Genomic DNA, 17,276 nt, shown 5'->3' with positions numbered 1-17,276 from the left:
GGGGAGGAGGAGGTTCCATGTCCGTCTCGACGGTCCTCATCGACGCCGCAATCATCTATGCGATCGTCTCGATCTCGTGCTCGCTGCTCGTGGGCGTTGCCGCGCTCCGGCGCGTGACCTGCACGCGACTTCGCATCCTCGTCGTCACAACCCGCCACCGCAGGGCCGCCCGGGCCAGAAGCGGCACCGCGCTCGCGCTCGCCGCGCTCTGCGGCACCGTCCTGATGCTCCCGGCTGATGGCCGCGCCGAACCCGCCGCCCCGGCGCCCGATGCCGCCGCTGGCGAGAATGCGGCCCTCTACTGCCGCAACATCGCCGATGCCGCCGCCGATGCCCGCTTCACCCGCCAGCAGGCCGCGCTCGCCGCCATGGAGAAGGAGATCGAGGCCCGCCTCGCCCAGCTCGAGGCCAAGCGCGCCGAATACCAGGACTGGCTGGCACGCCGCGAGGCCTTCCTGAAGAAGGCCGACGAAAGCCTCATAGCGGTCGTCTCGCAGATGCGCCCGGACGCCGCCGCCGCCCAGCTCGCGGCCATGAACGAGGACATGGCGGCCGCCGTGCTGGCCAGGCTCTCCCCCCGCGTCGCCAGCGCCATCCTCAACGAGAGCGAGCCGGCCCGCGCCGCGCGCCTCACCTCCACCATGGTGGGCATGGCCCGCCGGGCGCAGGAAGGCCGCCCCGACGCTCCCCGCACCACCGGTCGGCCGGGCTGATGCGCGCCATGCTTCCCTTTCGCGCCACCGCAACGGCCATCGCTCTCGCGCTCCCGTGCCTCGCCCTCGCCGGCTGCAAGACGAGCTATGACAACCTCGCCACCGGGCCGACCCTGACACCCGTGGGCTACGGGCTCGACACCGCGAAGCGCGAGCCGCTGCCCATGACCTTCCAGCAGCCGCCCAAGACCACCTTCCGCTCCACCTGGGATCTCAACCGCTCATCGAGCATGTATCGTGACCTGCGCGCCGCCAAGGTGGGCGACGTGATCCGCGTCGCCATCGCCATCGACGACAAGGCACAATTCGACAACGCCACCGACCGTTCGCGGGAATCCAAGAGCAATCTCGGCTTCGACGCGGCGCTCACCCTCTCCGGCTTCGGCAAGGGCACGACCGCGGGCGCGGGCTCCGGCAATCTCGACATCAACGGCGATACCAAGACCAAGGGCAAGGGCAACATCGACCGGTCCGAGAAGCTGCGCCTGTCGGTGGCCGTGGTGGTGACGGAGATCCTGCCGGACGGCAATTTCGTCATCCGCGGCTCGCAGGAGATCCTCGTCAATTACGAGGTGCGCGAATTGACCATCGCCGGCATCGTGAACCCGCTGGACGTATCGTCCACCAACATCATTCCCTACGACAAGATCGCCGAAGCCCGAATTTCCTATGGCGGACGCGGCCGGCTCACGGACGTGCAGCAGCCCGCCTGGGGCCAGCGCATCTATGACGTCCTGACGCCCTGGTGACGTGATGGCGACCGCAGCCCCCGCCAAAGCCCTCGCCCCGAACGGAGCGCCGGAGAAGAAGCCGGGGCTCCTCGTGCCCCTTCTCGTCGTCACGCTGCTGGCGCTCGCCGCCGGGGCGGGGCTCGGCCTCCAGCTCGCCGGCACCGTGGAACAGGCGGTGACGAAGAAGGTGGCGACCGAGCCGGAGAAGAAGCCGGCGCCGCCGCTGCGCCATTCCGGCGACCTGGCCCTGAAGGACTTAAAGCCGGTCGTGGTGAACCTCGCCGCGCCCTCCTCCACCTTCATCCGCGTTGAGGCGGCCATCGTGTTCAAGAACGGCGCGCTGGTGAACCCGGATGTGACCGCTGCCGAGCTGCGCGAGGACATCATGGCCTATATGCGCACCCTGGCGCTGAGCCAGCTCGAAGGCCCGAGCGCGCTCCAGCACCTGCGCGAGGATCTCAACGAGCGGGCCCGCGCCCGCTCCGACGGCAAGGTGGACGAACTGATCCTCTCCACGCTGGTGGTGCAGTGAGGGCGCCCGCGCGCCATCCGGCGCTCGTGTCCGCGCTCCTCGCGGCATTGCTCCTCTCCGCCGGGCCGGCCTTTGCGCAGGGCGCGGCCCAGGGCATAGCGCAGGCGGCATCGCAGATGCCCGCGCTGGAACAGCTTCTGCCCGAAGGGGGCGGCAGTACCGCCGGGCGGGTCATCCAGATGGTGGCCCTGCTCACCGTGCTGTCGGTGGCGCCGGGGCTGCTCATCATGGTCACGAGCTTCACCCGCTTCGTGATCGCCTTTTCCTTCCTGCGCTCGGGCCTTGGCCTGCCCTCCACGCCGGCCAACCTCGTGCTGGTCTCGCTCTCCCTGTTCATGACCTTCTACGTGATGGGGCCGACCTTCGACCGCGCCTGGCAGGATGGGGTGAAGCCCCTCACCGAGAACCGCATGGGCGAAGAAGAGGCGCTTCAGCGCATCGCCGACCCGTTCCGCGACTTCATGCTGACCCATGTGCGCGGCAAGGACCTGAAGCTGTTCGCCGACATCGCCTCCCGAGACAAGCCTGCGGAGGAGGCCAATGCCCCGGCGGCGCCGGAAAAGGCCGGTGAAGAGAAAGTGCCCATGCGGGTGCTCATCCCCGCCTTCATGATCTCGGAGCTGCGGCGCGGATTCGAGATCGGATTTCTCATCGTGCTGCCGTTCCTCATCATCGACATGATCGTCGCGACGCTGGTCATGTCCATGGGCATGATGATGATGCCGCCGGCGGTCATCTCCCTGCCGTTCAAGATCCTGTTCTTCATCCTCATCGACGGCTGGAACCTGCTGGTCGGCGGGCTGATCCGCTCGTTTTTCTAAGGCGCCCGCCGGCGCAAGCCTCGCGCAAGCTTGCGCGTTTAACGTCTCTTCCATGGCAGGTTGACCGGCTCCGCAAGGGCCGGGTGCCGGACCCCGAGCGGGCCGGCCATCCAAAGGCATGACGCCGCCCTGCCATGCCGGTGTGAGCCCGGCATGTCCCCCTTCATTCCAAGTCACAGAGGGACATTCCCATGACCAGCCTGATCACCAACAACTCCGCCATGGTCGCCCTGCAGACCCTGCGGACGATCAACTCCAACCTCGACACCACCAACGCCCACGTCTCCACCGGCAAGCGGATCAACTCCGCCAATGACGGCGCGGCCTACTGGTCCATCGCCACCACCCTGACCTCCGACAACGGAGCGCTCGGCGCGGTGAAGGATGCCATGAGCCTCGACAAGAACTCGGTGGATGCCGCCTCCAGCGGCGTCAACGCGGTGGTCGCCTCGCTCGCGAAGATCAAGAACAACCTGACGGCCGCCCTCTCGCCGAACGTCGACCGGGCCAAGCTGCAGACCGAAATCTCGTCCTACGTCAGCGAAATCAAGACCACCGCCGACAACACCGTGATGAACGGCAGCAACTGGCTGTCGGTGGACACCAGCGCCTCGGGCTTCAACGGCACCAAGAACCTGCTGTCGTCCTTCTCGCGTACCGGCTCGACCGTGACGGTGGGCTCCACCTCCATCGACACCGGCTCGTTCACTGTCTACGACGCCTCCACGACGGGCACCTCCACCGGCACCTCCACCACCCTCGACAAGGCCGTCACGGCCGTGGCGACGGCGGCGAACGTCACCGCCGGAGCGACCGTCACCGTGGATACGACCGCGGGCAGCCTCAAGGGCTTCATGGACACCAAGTACGTCATCGGCGGCACCGCCACCGCCGGCACCGAAGCCATCACGGACTTCGACGTATCCGGCCTCGGCAACACCGATGCCGACCTCGCGAAGATCCAGGCCTATGTGAAGATCGTGGACGCCACCATGCAGCAGCTGCAGAACGGCGCCACCACGCTCGGCACCACCTCGACCCGGCTCGACTCGCAGCAGACCTTCGCCCAGAGCCTGATCGACCTCAACACCTCGTCCATCGGCACCCTCGTGGACGCCAACATGGAAGAGGAGTCGACCAAGCTGAAGGCCCTGCAGACGCAGCAGCAGCTCGCGGTACAGTCCCTGTCCATCGCGAACAGCTCTTCGCAGAACGTGATGACCCTGTTCCGCTGATCGCGTCCGCCGCCGCGCCTCCGGGTGCGGCGGTCCGCGCGCCGGCGCCGCTCCCTCCGGCTGCGTTCCGGCGCGCTCTCCCTTTCAGCGTCCCCCCGACGCCTCCCTCGGCCACCTCCTCCCCCGGAGCGTGGCCATTTTTTTGCGCGCGTGCTCCCGCGCGGAAGCGGAGGTTGCCCGCAATGCTCAGGCAAGTTTGACCGTCGAGATTGCCGGCTAAGGCACATGAGCGCCCGCAAGCGCGTGCCCGGTCCCTGTCCCGGCCCCGCATCAGCGGACCGGCCGCAATCAGACGAGATCCGCCGATGATCGGCAAAGAGCAGTTGGAGCAACTCTGGCGCAACCTGCGCGACCTCGGCGCCCGGCGCCTGATCGCGCTGGCGCTGATCGGCCTCACCGCGGTGGCGGCGGTGGCGCTCGGCGCCTGGTATCTCGGCCAGCCGGAGCGCGAGCCGCTCTATGCCAACCTCACCCGCGAGGACGTGAACCGCATCGGCGGCGCGCTGAAGGACGCGGGCATCCCGTTCGACGTGAATGCGGACGGCACCACCGTCCTCGTCTCCCATTCCGACACCGCCCGCGCCCGCATGCTGCTGGCGGTGAAGGGCCTGCCGCAGAGCGGCAACACCGGTTACGAGCTGTTCAACGACGTCCGCGCCTTCGGCCTCACCTCCTTCATGCAGGAGGTGACGCGGGTGCGCGCGCTGGAAGGCGAGCTTGCCCGTACCATCCAGACCATGAAGGGTATCAAGGCGGCGCGGGTCCACATCGTTCTGCCCGAGCGCGGCTCGTTCCGCCGCGACCAGCAGAGCGCCTCCGCCTCCGTGGTCATCCGCACCGAGACGACGGAGGACGCCTCCACCGCGCAGGCCATCCGCCACCTCGTCGCCGCCGCCATTCCCGGCCTCAAGATGGACCAGGTGACCGTGCTCAGCACCGAGGGCGCGGTGCTCTCCTCCAGCGAGGACGGCGCCAGCGCCGCCGCCGGCAAGAAGGCCATGCTCCAGCAGCAGGTGAGCCGCGAGACCGAGGAGAAAGTCCGCCGCACGCTCGCGCCCTATATCGGCCTCGGCAATTTCGAGGTGCAGGTGTCGGCCCGCCTCGACACCGACCGCGTCACCACCTCCGAGACCACCTTCGATCCCGCGTCCAAGGTGGAGCGCTCCGTGCGCGTGGTGAAGGAGCTGGGCCAGAGCCAGAACAAGACCAAGCAGCCCAACACCTCCGTGCAGCAGAACATCCCCGGCCAGACGCAGCAGGGCGACGGCGGCACGGATTCCAACGAGAACTCCTCCCGCCGCGAGGAACTGACCAATTTCGAGGTCTCCACCCGCACCGTGCAGACCGTGCGCGAGGCCTTCGTGGTGCGCGGCCTCTCCATCGCCGTGTTGGTGAACAAGGAACGCCTCATGGGCGCGGCCGGCGGCGCCGATGCCATTCCGGTGGAGCAGCAGCTCTACGAAGTGGAGCAGCTCGTCGCCTCCGCCGCCGGCTTCGACAAGGAGCGCGGCGACAAGCTGAAGGTCGCGGCGGTCTCCTTCGCCAATGGCGGGGCGGCGCTGGAGCCGGTGCCGCCGCTGCCGTGGTCCGAGCTGCTGCTGCGGCAGGCCGGCACCATGATCAACGCCGCCACCATCCTCATCGTCGCCGGCCTGGTGATCTGGTTCGGGCTGAAGCCCGCCGTGCGCGCCATCCTTGCCCGCCCCGAGCGCGACGAGGTGGAGGATGCCGAGGCCATCGAGGCCGCCATGCTGGCGGGCGGCGCCCCGCTCGCCGCCGTCGCCGGCCCGTCCATGGTGCCGGGCGAGGGCGCGGCCGGTGAGGAAGCGCCGGGTGCGCTGAGCCTGATCGAGGATCTCACCAGCCGCCTCAACCGCTCGCCGCAAAAGCGACTGGAGCAGATCGTCGAATTCGATGAGGAGCAGGTCGCCGCGATCCTGCGCCAGTGGCTGCATCAGGACGCCCGGGCATGAGCACCACCGCGCTTCTTCACCACCTGCCCCATTTTGGCGTCGCGCCGCGCGGCCCGGCCAAGGGCTCCACGCCGGTGACCGCCGTGCCGCCCGTTCCGGCGCTCTCGCCGACGCCCGCCTTGCGCCCGCACGAGCCGCCCGGAGCCGACGCCGTGCGCGCGGCGGCTGAGGAGGCCCGCCGTGTGGCGCTGGAGGAGGCGGCCATCGCCCTCGCCGCCTGCGAGCAGCAGCTTGCCGATGCCGAGGCGGCCTTCGCCGCGCGCCTCGAAGAGGAGATCGCCGAGGCCCGCGCCCGCTGGTGCATGGAGGAGGGCGACCGGCTCGCCAGCCTCATCGGCACGGGCCTCGACGAAGTGGAAACGCGCATCTGCGAGGCGCTCGCCGCCGTGCTGCGCCCCTTCGTAAGCGGAGCGGCGCGCGCCCGTGCGCTGGACGAGCTGGCCCGACGCGTGCGCGACCTTCTGCGGGCCGGAGCAGCGGGACCGGCCATCACCATCACCGGATCGGGGGACCTTGCTGCGGCGATGCGCGATCGCCTCGCCGACGTGCCGGGAATCGTCCTCGCGGAAGGATCGGCGAGCGACCTTCGCATCACCTGCGACGACAGCGTGCTGGAGACGCAGCTCTCCGGCTGGGCGGCCGCCGCCGCCCGCGGCAACTGACGGGAGCGCGCCATGTCCGGCAAAGAGGGTCACGGCGAGATCATCATCGTCAAGCGCCACGACGATGACGAGCACGAGCACCATTCGAGCGCCTGGAAGGTGGCGCACGCCGACTTCATGACGGCGATGATGGCCTTCTTCCTCATCATGTGGCTCATCAACGTCACCGACAAGGATACGCGCAAGGCCATCGCCAACTACTTCAACCCGGTGGACCTCGCCTCCAGCATCACCGACGTGCGCGGGCTCAACGATCCCGAGGACACCAAGGCCAAGGGCACGTCTTCGGACGGCGACAAGCAGTCCAGCCTGAAGAACACCACGGGTCGCGAGACCGGCGCGGGCGACGACCGCCAGCAGGGCGACAAGGAGCGCGCCGCCTTCCGCGATCCCTATGCGGTGCTGAACAAGCTGGCGGGGGATGCCGATGCGCGCCCGGGCGGCACGTCCGACGCCGCCGTCGGCGACACCGGCTCCCCCGGCACGGGCGCGGGCGACGTGAACCGGGATCCATTCGATCCCACTTACTGGCAGATGTCTTCCGGGCGGCAGGCCCGCAACCCGCAGGCGAAACCCTCCAAGGTCGACCAGCCCGCCGGCCGACCCGACGCCACCACCGCCGCGGCGAAGCCGGGAGAAGCGGAGAAGGCGCAGGCGGCCGCGCAAGCGGCAGCAGCCGGCAAGGCGGCGCGCGATCTGGAAGGCGAGCTGAAGCAGGTGGTCGCCGCCACCGTGGGCACGGCCGGCGCCGCCCCGCGTGTGGATGTGCGCGCCACAAAGGAAGGGCTCGTCGTCGATCTCACTGACGATCTCGACTTCTCCATGTTCCCGGTGGGCTCGGCCGTGCCGGATGCCCGCTTCGTGCGGGCCATGGGCGAGATCGCCAAGAAGCTCGGCGCACGGCCGGGGGAGATCGTCATTCGCGGCCACACCGATGCGCGGCCGTTCCGCTCGGACACCTACGACAACTGGCGGCTGTCCAGCGCGCGGGCGCAGATGGCCCTCTACATGATGGTGCGCGGGGGCCTCGACGAGAAGCGCGTGACCGCCATCGAGGGCCTCGCCGACCGCAACCTCAAGAACACCGCCGATCCGAACGCGCCGCAGAACCGGCGCATCGAGATCCTGCTGAAGGCGCCCTCATGATCCGGCCCGGCCTTCTGCTCCTCCTTGCCGGATCGCTGCTGCTAACCGGCACCGCCCGCGCCGAGGACGACGCCGACCCGTGGGACGGCCTGCGCGGCGAGGCCGCCGCCCCCGCGCGACCCGCTGTGACCAGGCCTGCGCCCGCGAAGCCGGCCGCGCCGAAGCCGGCCGCACCGAAGCCCACGACGGGGACGACGACCTCCGGGACCGCAACCCCGGGCAGGCCCACGCCTGCGACGGCCAACGCCGACAAGCCGGCGCCGCCTGTCGCAGCTCCCGCCCAACCCAAGGCCGCCACGACGCAGAATCCGGCTGCGCCCTCTGGCACCTCGCCGAGGTCCCCCGCCGCTGAAGCAATGAACGACGGCGCCGCCGCCCCGAAGCCCGTCGCGCCGCCGCCCGCCCCCAAGCCCGTGGCATCCCCGGCACCGGCCGTGCGTCCGCCGGGCGCAACGTCCCCGGCGAGCCCGGCTGCGTCGGGAACATCCGTCCCGGCTGCGGCACCCAAGCCCACAGCAGCAACCCAGCCGGCAGCGCCAAAACCTGCGGCCCCATCGAATCCCGTCGCGGCAACCAAGCCCGCGACGCTTCCCGTGACACCGCCCGCGACGCCACCTCAGACCGCGCCCGGACGGACGCCCGACTCGGCGCCCGGACCGGCCCCCGCACCGGCCCCACGTCCCGCCGTGGCGCCGTCCGTGCCCGCATCGGCGGTCTCCGCCTATGCCCCACTCGGGCCTTCGCCCATGCCGCTGCCGCCGCGCCGTCCCTTGCCGCCCGAGCCAGCGGTGCCGATGGCACCGGCGCGGGCTCCCGCCGCTGCGCCAGTTCTTGCGCCGACCCCCATCGCGGCGGAGGCGGGCGGAACCCCGGCCGGAACCCCGGCTCCCCTTCTCGCCGACACGACCGCGGCCGGCGCGCCCCCGGCGTCCGAGCCCATGGCGCCCATCCCAGAGCCCGTCCAGACCGCCGCTCCCGCGGCCCATGCCGGTGCCGAGCCGTCTCACGAGGCCCATTCCGCCCCTGCGCCCGCGCAGGATCCGCCGGCCGAGCCCTCGCCCGCCCAAGCGGACGCATCCGCGCCCCATGGGGCGCCCGCCAAGGCCGCGCCGCCTGCCGGGCGCACCGATATCTATCCCGTCACGCTGGTGCGCCGCCTCCAGCGGCTGCAGGATCTCATCGCCGCCGGCTCCACCGCCGGCATCGCCCAGCAGCGGGCGATGATCACCGAGATGGACGCAGCCTTCGGCGATGCCGATCCGTCCGTCTGGCAGGATCCGGCCAATGCCCGGGCGCTGGTCATGTATTTCCTCGGCGGCGGCAATCCGGCCGTGCTGCGCGCCATCATCAACCGCGAGCCAAAGCCCAACATCGACGAAAAGCTCCTCACCGGTAGCCTGCTCTATCTGGAGGGCCGGGAGGAGCCGGCCCTGCGCCAGCTCGGCGAGATCGACGCGCGGCAATTGCCCAACGGCATCGGCGGGCAGATCGCCCTCGCGCAGGCGGCACTCACGGTGCGCAGCGACCCGGCGAAGGCTTCGCGGCTGCTGGAGGTGGCACGCCTCCTCATGCCCGGCACGCTGGTGGACGAGGCGGCCCTGCGCCGGGCCGTGCTGGTGGCGGCGCAGGCCGGCGATCTCGACCAGTTCGAGCGTCTGTCGGGGCAGTATTTCAGCCGCTTCCGCCATTCCGCCTATGCCGGTAACTTCCGCCAGCGCTTCGCCGCCGCCTTGAGCCGCATGAACGTGCTGGCGACGCCGGACGGCCTTTCGCGGCTCGACGCCCTGCTCGCGCCCCTCGACGAGGATGCCCGGCGCGAGGTCTTCCTCCTAGTGTCGCGCTCGGCCATCGTCGAGGGCAAGACCGCGCTCGCCACCACCGCCGCCGAGCGGGCCATGGTGCTTGCCCCGGCGGCGAGCCGCGATGCCGAGCGCGCGCGCGTCTATCTCGGCGCCGCGCAGGCGGCGACGCCGGACCGCTACAAGGCGGCGGAGGAGGCGTTGAAGGCCATCGACCGCGCCCGCCTCGACCCCTCCGACCAGGCGCTGCTGGAGGCCGCGCGCCGCACCGCGGAGCTGATCCGCCGCGCCGACGAGGCGCCTTCCCAAGCCACTTCGCCAGCCCCCTCCCCGGCCCCCGCGGCGGCCGCGTCCGCTCCGGCGGTGGTCGCCAGCGCCCAGCCCGCGCGGACGGCGGGAGACGAGAAGCCCTCGGCGGCGCTGACGAAGGCGCAGGCGAAGCTCGGGGAGATCGACTCCCTTCTGAAGGATGCGCCGCGATGAGGACCGCCGACGTCGCCTTGGCGGCCTTCGCCCTGAACCCCGACACCGCCGCCGGCCGCGAGCCCCTGCCGCAGGACGGCCCGCCCTTCGGCGACCTGCTCAGCCTGATGGAGGATGCCCGCCCCACGCCCCGCAGCGAGGCGGAGGCGCCCCGCGAGGATGCAACGGAGCCACCTCCCGCCGAGCCCCCGGCCTGCCCCCCGGCGGTTGGCCTCGACCGGCTGCTCGCGCGCTGCGAACGCCCCGCCCCGGAGCGCGGCGGGATCGACGCTGCCCCCGCTCGGCGCGGCGCGCTGATCCTGCCGCAGCAGCAGACACGCCCCATCGACGCCGCCGAGACTGAGGCCGAGCCGCCCGCCGACACTCCCGCGCCCGACACACCTCTCCAGCCAGCCGCCATGCCGCTCCTCGCGACGCCGCCCGCGCCGGTCATGGACGTCAGGGACCCGCCGGCCGCGGACATCGCGCCGCGCCCTCAGGCGATGCCGGCTCCCGTTCCGCTGGCCGCGCTGACGGGTTCGGCGGAGGCGCCGCCGCCGATGCAGCTCGTCGTGCTGCGGCAGGAAACGCATTTCGCGCCGGTACGCGCCTTCACCCCGCCCGCAACCGCGCCCCTGCCCGTGGCGCGGGCCGACACGCAACGCGAGACGTCCACGAGCGAAGCGACGGGAGCGCCCACAGCGGACGCCCCTCCCCCGCACCTCGACCCACGCGAAAACCGGATGCCCCTCCGGCCGCTCCCCCCGCGCGCCGCGCCCGACGACGCGCAGAGCGACCAGCCCCAACCCCGTCGCATCGCCCCGGACCAGAGCCAAGCGCCCGCCCGGCCCACCGCGCCCGTGGCGGAACCGCCGACACTCCAGTCCGCCATCAAGGCGGAGGCATCCCCCGCGCTGCCCTTCGCCAGCCTTGCGCAGGTCGGCCGCGCCATCGCGGCGGAGGTGGCGCAGATCGATCCCGCCGCGGCGAGCGCCCCGGCGGGGAGCGCGGTCCAAGCCCCCGACAGCCCCACGCCCACCGGCCCGGTGCGCGTGCTCGACATCGCGCTTTCGCCGGAAACGCTGGGGCGGGTGGTGGTGCACATGCGCCTCACCTCGCACGGCCTCACCGTGCGCCTCAAGGCGGACAACCCGGCCACCGCCGAACTCCTCGCGGCCGACAAGGACCATCTCTCCGCCATCCTCAGATCGGCCGGGCTGCCGGACGTGGAGCTGGAGGTGGGCGGCCCCGTCCTGTCGCAACTCGATGCACCGGTGCGCAGCCTTGCCGCCATGGAAGCCACGCCCCGGCAAGAGCGCGCGGACGAGGGGCAAGGTGGGGGCCGCGGCAACACCGACCCCGGCCGGCAGGGCCGGAACAGCCGGCAGGACAGGACATTTCCCGATGACGACTCTGCGCCTTCTGTTGCTGACGAGCCTCGCGCTGGCGCCGGCTGAGGCGCGCTGCGGCGACGCATCCGCCGCGTTCGGCCCACCCGTCGCCGACCAGACGGGGGACATGGCCGCCGAGCCTCAGCCTCCGATTTCCGCCCCCTCTGCCCCTACAGGGCCCATCTGGGGGGAGCGGCGCGGGCTTGAGCCGCGGCAACCGGCGCCCCAAAAGGCCGCACCGGCGCCGCCCGTCTCAGGCCAGGCGACGGCTTCACCGCCGAAGAAAGACGCCGGCCGGAAGCCCGTCCCCCAGGGCATCTGCGAGCGCGAGCTGGCGCGGGCGGCGGCGAAATACGAGATCCCGCTGCAGATCCTCTACGCCGTCGCGCTCACCGAGAGCGGCACGGGCAGCGGGCTTCAGCCGCTGATGCTGCATATCGAGGGCAAGGACCATATCCCCGCGACACTGCCCGAGGCGCTGAGGCTGTTCCACGAAGCCAACGGGCGCGGCGTCAAGCTGATCGACATCGGCTGCATGCAGGTGAACTGGTACTGGCACCGGCACGAGTTCAATTCGCTGGAAGAGATCTTCGATCCTCGCCTCAATGTGGAGCAGGGAGCCCGCTTCCTACAGGTCCTGCGCAAGCGGCACGGCAGCTGGACCATGGCGGCCGCGCGCTACAATGCAGGCCCCAAGAACACGGTGGCGCAGCATCGCTATGTCTGCCGGGTGATGAAGAATCTGGTGGCTGCGGGCGTCGGCCAGTGGACCGGGACAGCCGAAGCCTTCTGCGCGGCGCCGCCGATTCCGGCGGCCGCAGCGCCCCCGGCCGTGGCCGGTCGGCTCTACTGAGCCAGGCTGCCCACGCCCCGGGGCGGAGAGAGGCCGAAGTGGAAAGTTCTACACGGTGAGGACCGGGGTCACCCCCGCTCTCCCGTCATCGCCCTCCGCACACCCGGCATCGCTCACCCACTGCGTCGTCGCCCGGCTTGTGCGGGCGATCCACGGCGCGGCTGGAGGGGTGCGAAGCGGGAGAGAGCCGGACGGCGGACGCGTGGATCGCCCGGACGAGCCGGGCGATGACGGCGGCGGTTCAGGCGAAGAGGCTGTCGATGTCGTCCTGCGAGACCACGCCTTGGTCGCTCCTGAGGGCAGGGCCATTGAGCAGGGCCTCGTCGCCCTCGCGGGGGATGATGCGCGCGCCCTGCGCCACGAGGTCGGCGCCGCCCCAGATGTCGGTCATGCGCGCCACCCGCTCCTCGATGAACAGCAGCAGCTTCACGACCTTGCGGATGCGCTGGCCGGTGATGTCCTGGAAATTGCAGGCCTCGAAGATCTTGGTCGTCTCGTTCTGGATCTCGGAGGCGAGGTCCGCTGCATCGCCGGTCAGCAGCGTGTGCATCTGGAGCATCAAGGCGTCGACGCGCTCGGCGGAGGAGAGGATGGCCTCGGTGGCCTCCTCCGTGTCGGTGACGACCGCCTCCAGTTCGCTGGTGGCGCGCAGCAGCTTCTCGCCCCGCGCGCCCTCGGCGTGCAGGCTCGCAATCTCATGCTTGGTGTGCTGGATCGCGTCCTGGATGGTCTCGATGCCGGCCCAGAGCACGTTGCGGTCCCGCTCGCGATCAACAGCGGGATCGCGCGCCTTGAACCGCGAGATTTCCTCCCGCACCTCGGCGAGCTCGCCGAAGATGCGACGCAGATGGTCGTCGAGGCCATCCACCGCGAAGAGGTCGACGGCGGCGCCGGCGGAACTCGGGGTCTCAATCCTGAAGGGTCGCCGGGCAGCCGACATTAGGGCCTCCTGAAAGCACTATGCTTGCACCCTCCTATAAATCGTCCGTCTTGATTGCGGAAGACGACGCTAATTCTTGATGCAAGCCTCGCACAAGCCCGGGACATCAGAACATTTCTCGTCGTTGCGCTCGCCAAACATGGAAGGAGCGCGTTCATCGTCCCCGTTTCTGGAGTGTGTCATGGGGGTTGATCTTGGGATGCCCGTCCTTGTGGTGGACGACTACAAGACCATGGTGCGCATCATCCGAAACCTTCTGAAGCAGATCGGCTTCGAGGATGTGGACGAGGCCTCCGATGGCACCGAAGCGCTGGCCAAGCTGAAGGAACGCAGCTACGGCCTCGTCATCTCCGACTGGAACATGGAGCCGATGACCGGCTACGAGTTGCTGAAGCAGGTGCGGGCCGACGGCGCGCTCGGCCAGATCCCGTTCATCATGGTGACGGCGGAAGCCAAATCCGAGAACGTGATCGCCGCCAAGAAGGCCGGCGTCAGCAACTACATCGTCAAGCCGTTCAATGCCCAGACGCTGAAGGGCAAGATCGACGCGGTGTTCGAGAACCTTGGTGCCGAGGTGGCGGTCGACTGAGCCTTTTAGGCTCCCGATCCGGTCAGCCGGCCGCGCCGCGACGACAATGGTCGCGGCCGCCGGTCTTCGCCGCACGGAGCGCGGCATCTGGAGCCGCGAACAGGCCGCCCAGGTGCCATCCCGCGCGGTGGTACCGCCGACGCTCGCGATGAGGCGCCCGCCCGCGGGATGCGGAAAATTCTCCGCCCTCAACGCCGCCAGGAGCGGCGCGCCCAGTGGATCACAGGCCGCCTATTCGGTCTCCGAATGACCGCGAACGCCTCGCCGCCAGTGCGTGCGATCAGGTCCAGCGGGCCGGCGCGGTGCCGTGCGAGCAAGCAGCACCGCATCCCCGCCTTGATGGCCCACAGGTCGTTCACCACCCTGAAATGATGGGCGCAAAAAGCCGGCAGGGACCCGCCGGCGAACCGTCCCGCTAGCGGCAGGTCAGCCGGCCGTTGTCGTTGGCAATGTCGCGGCCGGGGCTGCACCAGGAGACGGCGGTGGTGGCTTCGGACCAGCGGCCATTGCGGTCCTGACAGGAGGCCTTCAACCATCCGGCCACCACGCGGATCTCGCGGCAACTCGCCATGTAGGAGCCGGGCGGCGGACGGTCGCTGAAGCCGGAGGAGCCGCCGCGCGAGCAGCGCAGGTCACTGTTGTCGTTGTAGATGTCCGCCCCCTGCAGGCACTGGGAGAGCTGGAGCGGCACCGAGGTGCGCCACGTGCCGCCTCGATCCTGGCACATGGCGCGCAGGAAGCCGCCGCTCACCGTCACGTCCCGGCAGGTGGAGCGATAGGAGCCATAGGGTGCGGGCGTGGTGTTCCAGCCCGATCCGGCTGACGACGCGGAGGACGCGCAGCGCAGGATGCCGTCGTCGTTCACCACCTCGCGGTTGCTGCACCAGGAGAGATAGAGCGACGAGGAGAGCCATGCGCCCCGGCGGCTGAGGCAGCTGCCGCGCAGGGTGCCGGATTCCAGCGATATCTCGCGGCAGGTCTCCTGATAGGAGCCGGGCGGCGGATAGTCGCCCGCGTGCTGGGAGGTGAAGGAGCGGCAGGCGAGCCGGCCTTCCACATTGGCGATGTCGGCGCCCAGCGGGCAGCCGGTGAGGGAGAGGCCGGCCTCGCGCCAGTTGCCCCAGCCGTCGCGACAGGTGGCGGAGAGCCAGCTGCCTTCGAGCCGCAGGTCGCGGCAAGAAGAGGTGTAGGTGCCGGCCGGCGGGCGCTGGACCACGGGCGGCGGGGCCGGCGGCTGGGGCCGGGGCGGCGGCGACGGGGCGAGCGTGCCGTAGAGCGATCCCGGTGCCGGGGCCTCCTTGCAGATGAGCTGCCCGTTGCGGTTGGCGATGTCGCCGTCGCAGGAGGGGAAATCATCGAGGCGCGACACCACCCATTCGCCGGCGCGGGTGGCGCAGAAGGCGGCGAGATCGCGCCCCCAGCGCACCTGCACCTGCCGGCAGCTCTCCAGATAGCTGCCGACCGGAATGTCGCCCACCGCCGCGGCCGGCGTGGCGGACAGGCACAGCAGGGCTGCCGCCCAAACCCGGAAGTTCATCATGCGGCATCCTTCGCACGAGGATTGAGGATGAGGCGCGGCCCCGGAGACGGCACCGAACTACCACAGCGAACCTAACGGCATGTCAGGCGCCCGTCCACATTGGCGATGTCGTGAGAGCCGCCCGAGCACCAGCTGGCGAAGGTGCTGCTGTTGGTCCACGTGCCCGACGTGCTCTTGCACGAGGCCTTCAGCCAACCGGCGGACATGCTGATATCGCGGCAGGTGGCGCGGTAGGAGCCGGAGGGAAGGGAGCCGCCCCAGCTTCCGCCACCGCTTCCGCCGCTTCCACCCCAGCTTCCGCCGCCCCATTTCTTGTCATCCGGCACGGGCGAGCCTTCCGGCCGGCAGGTGAGACTGCCGCCCTCGTTGCGGATGTCGCGGCCGTGGCCGCACCAGGATGTGGCAAGCGTGGTGGGCACCCAGTTGCCGAAGCTGTTGCGGCAGGTGGCCCGGATGAGCCCGGCGGAATAGCTGATGTCACGGCAGGACGCACGGTAGGAGCCCGCCGGGGGCCGGTCGCCGCTGAAGCCGGAGCCGCCGCAGGAGAGCCGCCCATCCTCGTAGACGATACCCTTGCCGGGAATGCAGCCGGCGGGCATCAGGCTCGCATCCCGCCAGCCGCCCCAGTCGTCCCGGCACGAGGCGCGCAGCCACGGGCCATCCATGCGGATGTTGCGGCAGGACGTCTTGTAGGGGCCTGCGGGCACTTGCTGGAACGAGGGCGTGGGCGAGGGGGCGATGCCGCCGGGGCCGAGGATGCCCCCGCCGCCGCCGGCCGCGCAGGTCAGCCGCCCGTCCACATTGGCGATATCGCCGCGGCAGGTGGGGAAATTGTCGAGGCGGGTCACAACGTCCCGGCCGGCGCGGTTCGGGCAGAAGGCCGCGAGATCGTGCCCGAACCGGACCTGAACCTGCCGGCAGCTGTTGAGATAGCTGCCCGGAGGCACCGATTGCGCCGCGGCGGGCGAGAGGCCCGCCGCCAGCATCCATCCCAGTGCCGCCAGCGCCCCGCCCAGCAGCCTGTCACGCGCCCCCGCCATTCGCATCACTCCCCGCCCGAATCGATCGGGGCGATGATACCAGCGACGAAGGGTTAGCTCACCTTGCGATACGCGAATGTCAGAAGCAGGCGAGGTTGCCGTTCTGGTTCGAGATGTCGCGGTAGTTGCCGCAATTGTTCATGTTCAGCGCGGTCGGGTTCCACGAGCCGTTCACGCGCTGGCACTGGGCGCGGAGCGCGCCGCCGAGGCCCAGCGAGATGTTGCGGCAGGTGCGCATGTAGGAGCCCGGAGGCGGCTGCACCTGCTGGCGCGGGCGGCACCACAGCTGGCCGTTCTGGTTCGAGATGTCCGTGCCCGGCTGGCAGGTCAGGGTGTTGAGCACCGAAGGCTGGTAGTTGCCGGCGCGGGTCAGGCAGAAGGCGCTGAGCACGCCGTTGCGGAACTCCACGCGGGTGCAGGTCTGGCGATAGGAGCCGGGCGGGCCGAAGCCGGGCTGCGGCGGGGGCGGCACCGGGCGGCGCTCGCACCAGAGCTGGCCGTTCTGGTTGGAGATGTCGCCCCGGCAGGAGGGAAAATCGTTGAGCCGCGTGACCACCCACTGGCCGTTGCGGGTGGCGCAGAAGGCGGCGAGGTCGACGCCGTCGCGCACCTGCGCCTCACGGCAGGAGCGCAGGTAGCTGCCGGGCGGCACCGACCGCGCTTCGGCCACCGTACCGGCCATCAGGCCGAACGCCAGAATGAGGCCCGCAAGGCGCAGGCCTGTCGCCAAAAACGAACGCATATCTCCCCCCAGGCTTTTCGTAACGGTCGAACGGCGCAGCTTCTAGCACGACGAACCGCAGTGCGCACCGGGCGCATGTCCCGCGCTGCGGCATCGACAGGGCAGCG

At 70.6% G+C, this 17,276-nt stretch carries 16 protein-coding genes; 12 read left to right on the top strand and 4 right to left on the bottom strand.

Annotation, left to right across the window (positions count from 1 at the left end):
- Positions 1–17: 17 nt before the first annotated feature.
- The 11 genes from D7006_RS01050 (at position 18) to D7006_RS01000 (ending at position 12,318) form a co-directional block, all read left to right on the top strand.
- The gene (locus tag D7006_RS01050) at positions 18–713 is read left to right on the top strand and encodes a MotE family protein (protein WP_237355230.1); all 696 of its coding nucleotides are present in this window, start codon (positions 18–20) and stop codon (positions 711–713) included.
- An 8-nt stretch (positions 714–721) separates the two neighbouring features.
- Positions 722–1,462, top strand: coding sequence for a flagellar basal body L-ring protein FlgH (locus tag D7006_RS01045; protein WP_237355229.1), 741 nt, complete (start codon positions 722–724; stop codon positions 1,460–1,462).
- Positions 1,463–1,466: 4 nt separating this feature from the next.
- Complete coding sequence (locus D7006_RS01040) at positions 1,467–1,976, top strand: flagellar basal body-associated FliL family protein (RefSeq protein WP_237355228.1); 510 nt, start codon at positions 1,467–1,469, stop codon at positions 1,974–1,976.
- Positions 1,977–2,092: 116 nt separating this feature from the next.
- Positions 2,093–2,797: a flagellar type III secretion system pore protein FliP gene (gene fliP / locus D7006_RS01035; protein ID WP_237356829.1), complete on the top strand. Its 705-nt coding sequence runs from the start codon at positions 2,093–2,095 to the stop codon at positions 2,795–2,797.
- 191 nt (positions 2,798–2,988) lie between these two features.
- On the top strand, positions 2,989–4,032 hold the full coding sequence (locus D7006_RS01030; protein WP_169124867.1) for a flagellin: 1,044 nt from the start codon (positions 2,989–2,991) through the stop codon (positions 4,030–4,032).
- A 305-nt stretch (positions 4,033–4,337) separates the two neighbouring features.
- Positions 4,338–6,005: a flagellar basal-body MS-ring/collar protein FliF gene (gene fliF, locus D7006_RS01025; RefSeq protein WP_237355227.1), complete on the top strand. Its 1,668-nt coding sequence runs from the start codon at positions 4,338–4,340 to the stop codon at positions 6,003–6,005.
- On the top strand, positions 6,002–6,667 hold the full coding sequence (locus tag D7006_RS01020; protein WP_237355226.1) for a hypothetical protein: 666 nt from the start codon (positions 6,002–6,004) through the stop codon (positions 6,665–6,667). Before fliF ends, D7006_RS01020 begins: the two co-directional genes overlap by 4 nt.
- A 12-nt stretch (positions 6,668–6,679) precedes the next feature.
- Complete coding sequence (locus tag D7006_RS01015) at positions 6,680–7,813, top strand: flagellar motor protein MotB (RefSeq protein WP_169124870.1); 1,134 nt, start codon at positions 6,680–6,682, stop codon at positions 7,811–7,813.
- 938 nt (positions 7,814–8,751) lie between these two features.
- A complete protein-coding gene (locus D7006_RS01010) occupies positions 8,752–10,095 on the top strand; it encodes a chemotaxis protein MotC (protein WP_237355225.1) in 1,344 nt (447 codons plus the stop codon).
- A complete protein-coding gene (locus D7006_RS01005) occupies positions 10,092–11,531 on the top strand; it encodes a flagellar hook-length control protein FliK (RefSeq protein ID WP_237355224.1) in 1,440 nt (479 codons plus the stop codon). The genes D7006_RS01010 and D7006_RS01005 overlap by 4 nt, the downstream gene beginning before the upstream one ends.
- Positions 11,479–12,318, top strand: coding sequence for a lytic transglycosylase domain-containing protein (locus D7006_RS01000; RefSeq protein WP_237355223.1), 840 nt, complete (start codon positions 11,479–11,481; stop codon positions 12,316–12,318). Before D7006_RS01005 ends, D7006_RS01000 begins: the two co-directional genes overlap by 53 nt.
- Positions 12,319–12,559: 241 nt before the next feature.
- Here D7006_RS01000 and D7006_RS00995 read toward each other — a convergent pair whose 3' ends face one another.
- Entirely contained in the window at positions 12,560–13,258 is a 699-nt protein-coding gene (locus D7006_RS00995; RefSeq protein ID WP_237355222.1) for a protein phosphatase CheZ, read from the bottom strand.
- A gap of 181 nt (positions 13,259–13,439) precedes the next feature.
- Here D7006_RS00995 and D7006_RS00990 point away from each other — a divergent pair, with 181 nt between their 5' ends.
- The gene (locus tag D7006_RS00990; protein WP_024276855.1) at positions 13,440–13,847 is read left to right on the top strand and encodes a response regulator; all 408 of its coding nucleotides are present in this window, start codon (positions 13,440–13,442) and stop codon (positions 13,845–13,847) included.
- Positions 13,848–14,262: 415 nt separating this feature from the next.
- On the opposite strand, the gene D7006_RS00985 is transcribed toward D7006_RS00990, so the two are convergent.
- From D7006_RS00985 to D7006_RS00975, 3 genes are all read right to left on the bottom strand, one after another.
- Positions 14,263–15,387: a CVNH domain-containing protein gene (locus tag D7006_RS00985; RefSeq protein ID WP_237355221.1), complete on the bottom strand. Its 1,125-nt coding sequence runs from the start codon at positions 15,385–15,387 to the stop codon at positions 14,263–14,265.
- Positions 15,388–15,458: 71 nt separating this feature from the next.
- Positions 15,459–16,427, bottom strand: coding sequence for a CVNH domain-containing protein (locus tag D7006_RS00980; RefSeq protein WP_237355220.1), 969 nt, complete (start codon positions 16,425–16,427; stop codon positions 15,459–15,461).
- A gap of 79 nt (positions 16,428–16,506) precedes the next feature.
- Complete coding sequence (locus tag D7006_RS00975) at positions 16,507–17,169, bottom strand: CVNH domain-containing protein (RefSeq protein ID WP_237355219.1); 663 nt, start codon at positions 17,167–17,169, stop codon at positions 16,507–16,509.
- Between the last annotated feature and the right edge of the window lie 107 nt (positions 17,170–17,276).

This window comes from Xanthobacter sp. YC-JY1, assembly GCF_021730305.1.
Classification (GTDB): Bacteria; Pseudomonadota; Alphaproteobacteria; order Rhizobiales; family Xanthobacteraceae; genus Xanthobacter; species Xanthobacter flavus.
This window is presented reverse-complemented; position numbering and strand designations above follow the sequence as displayed.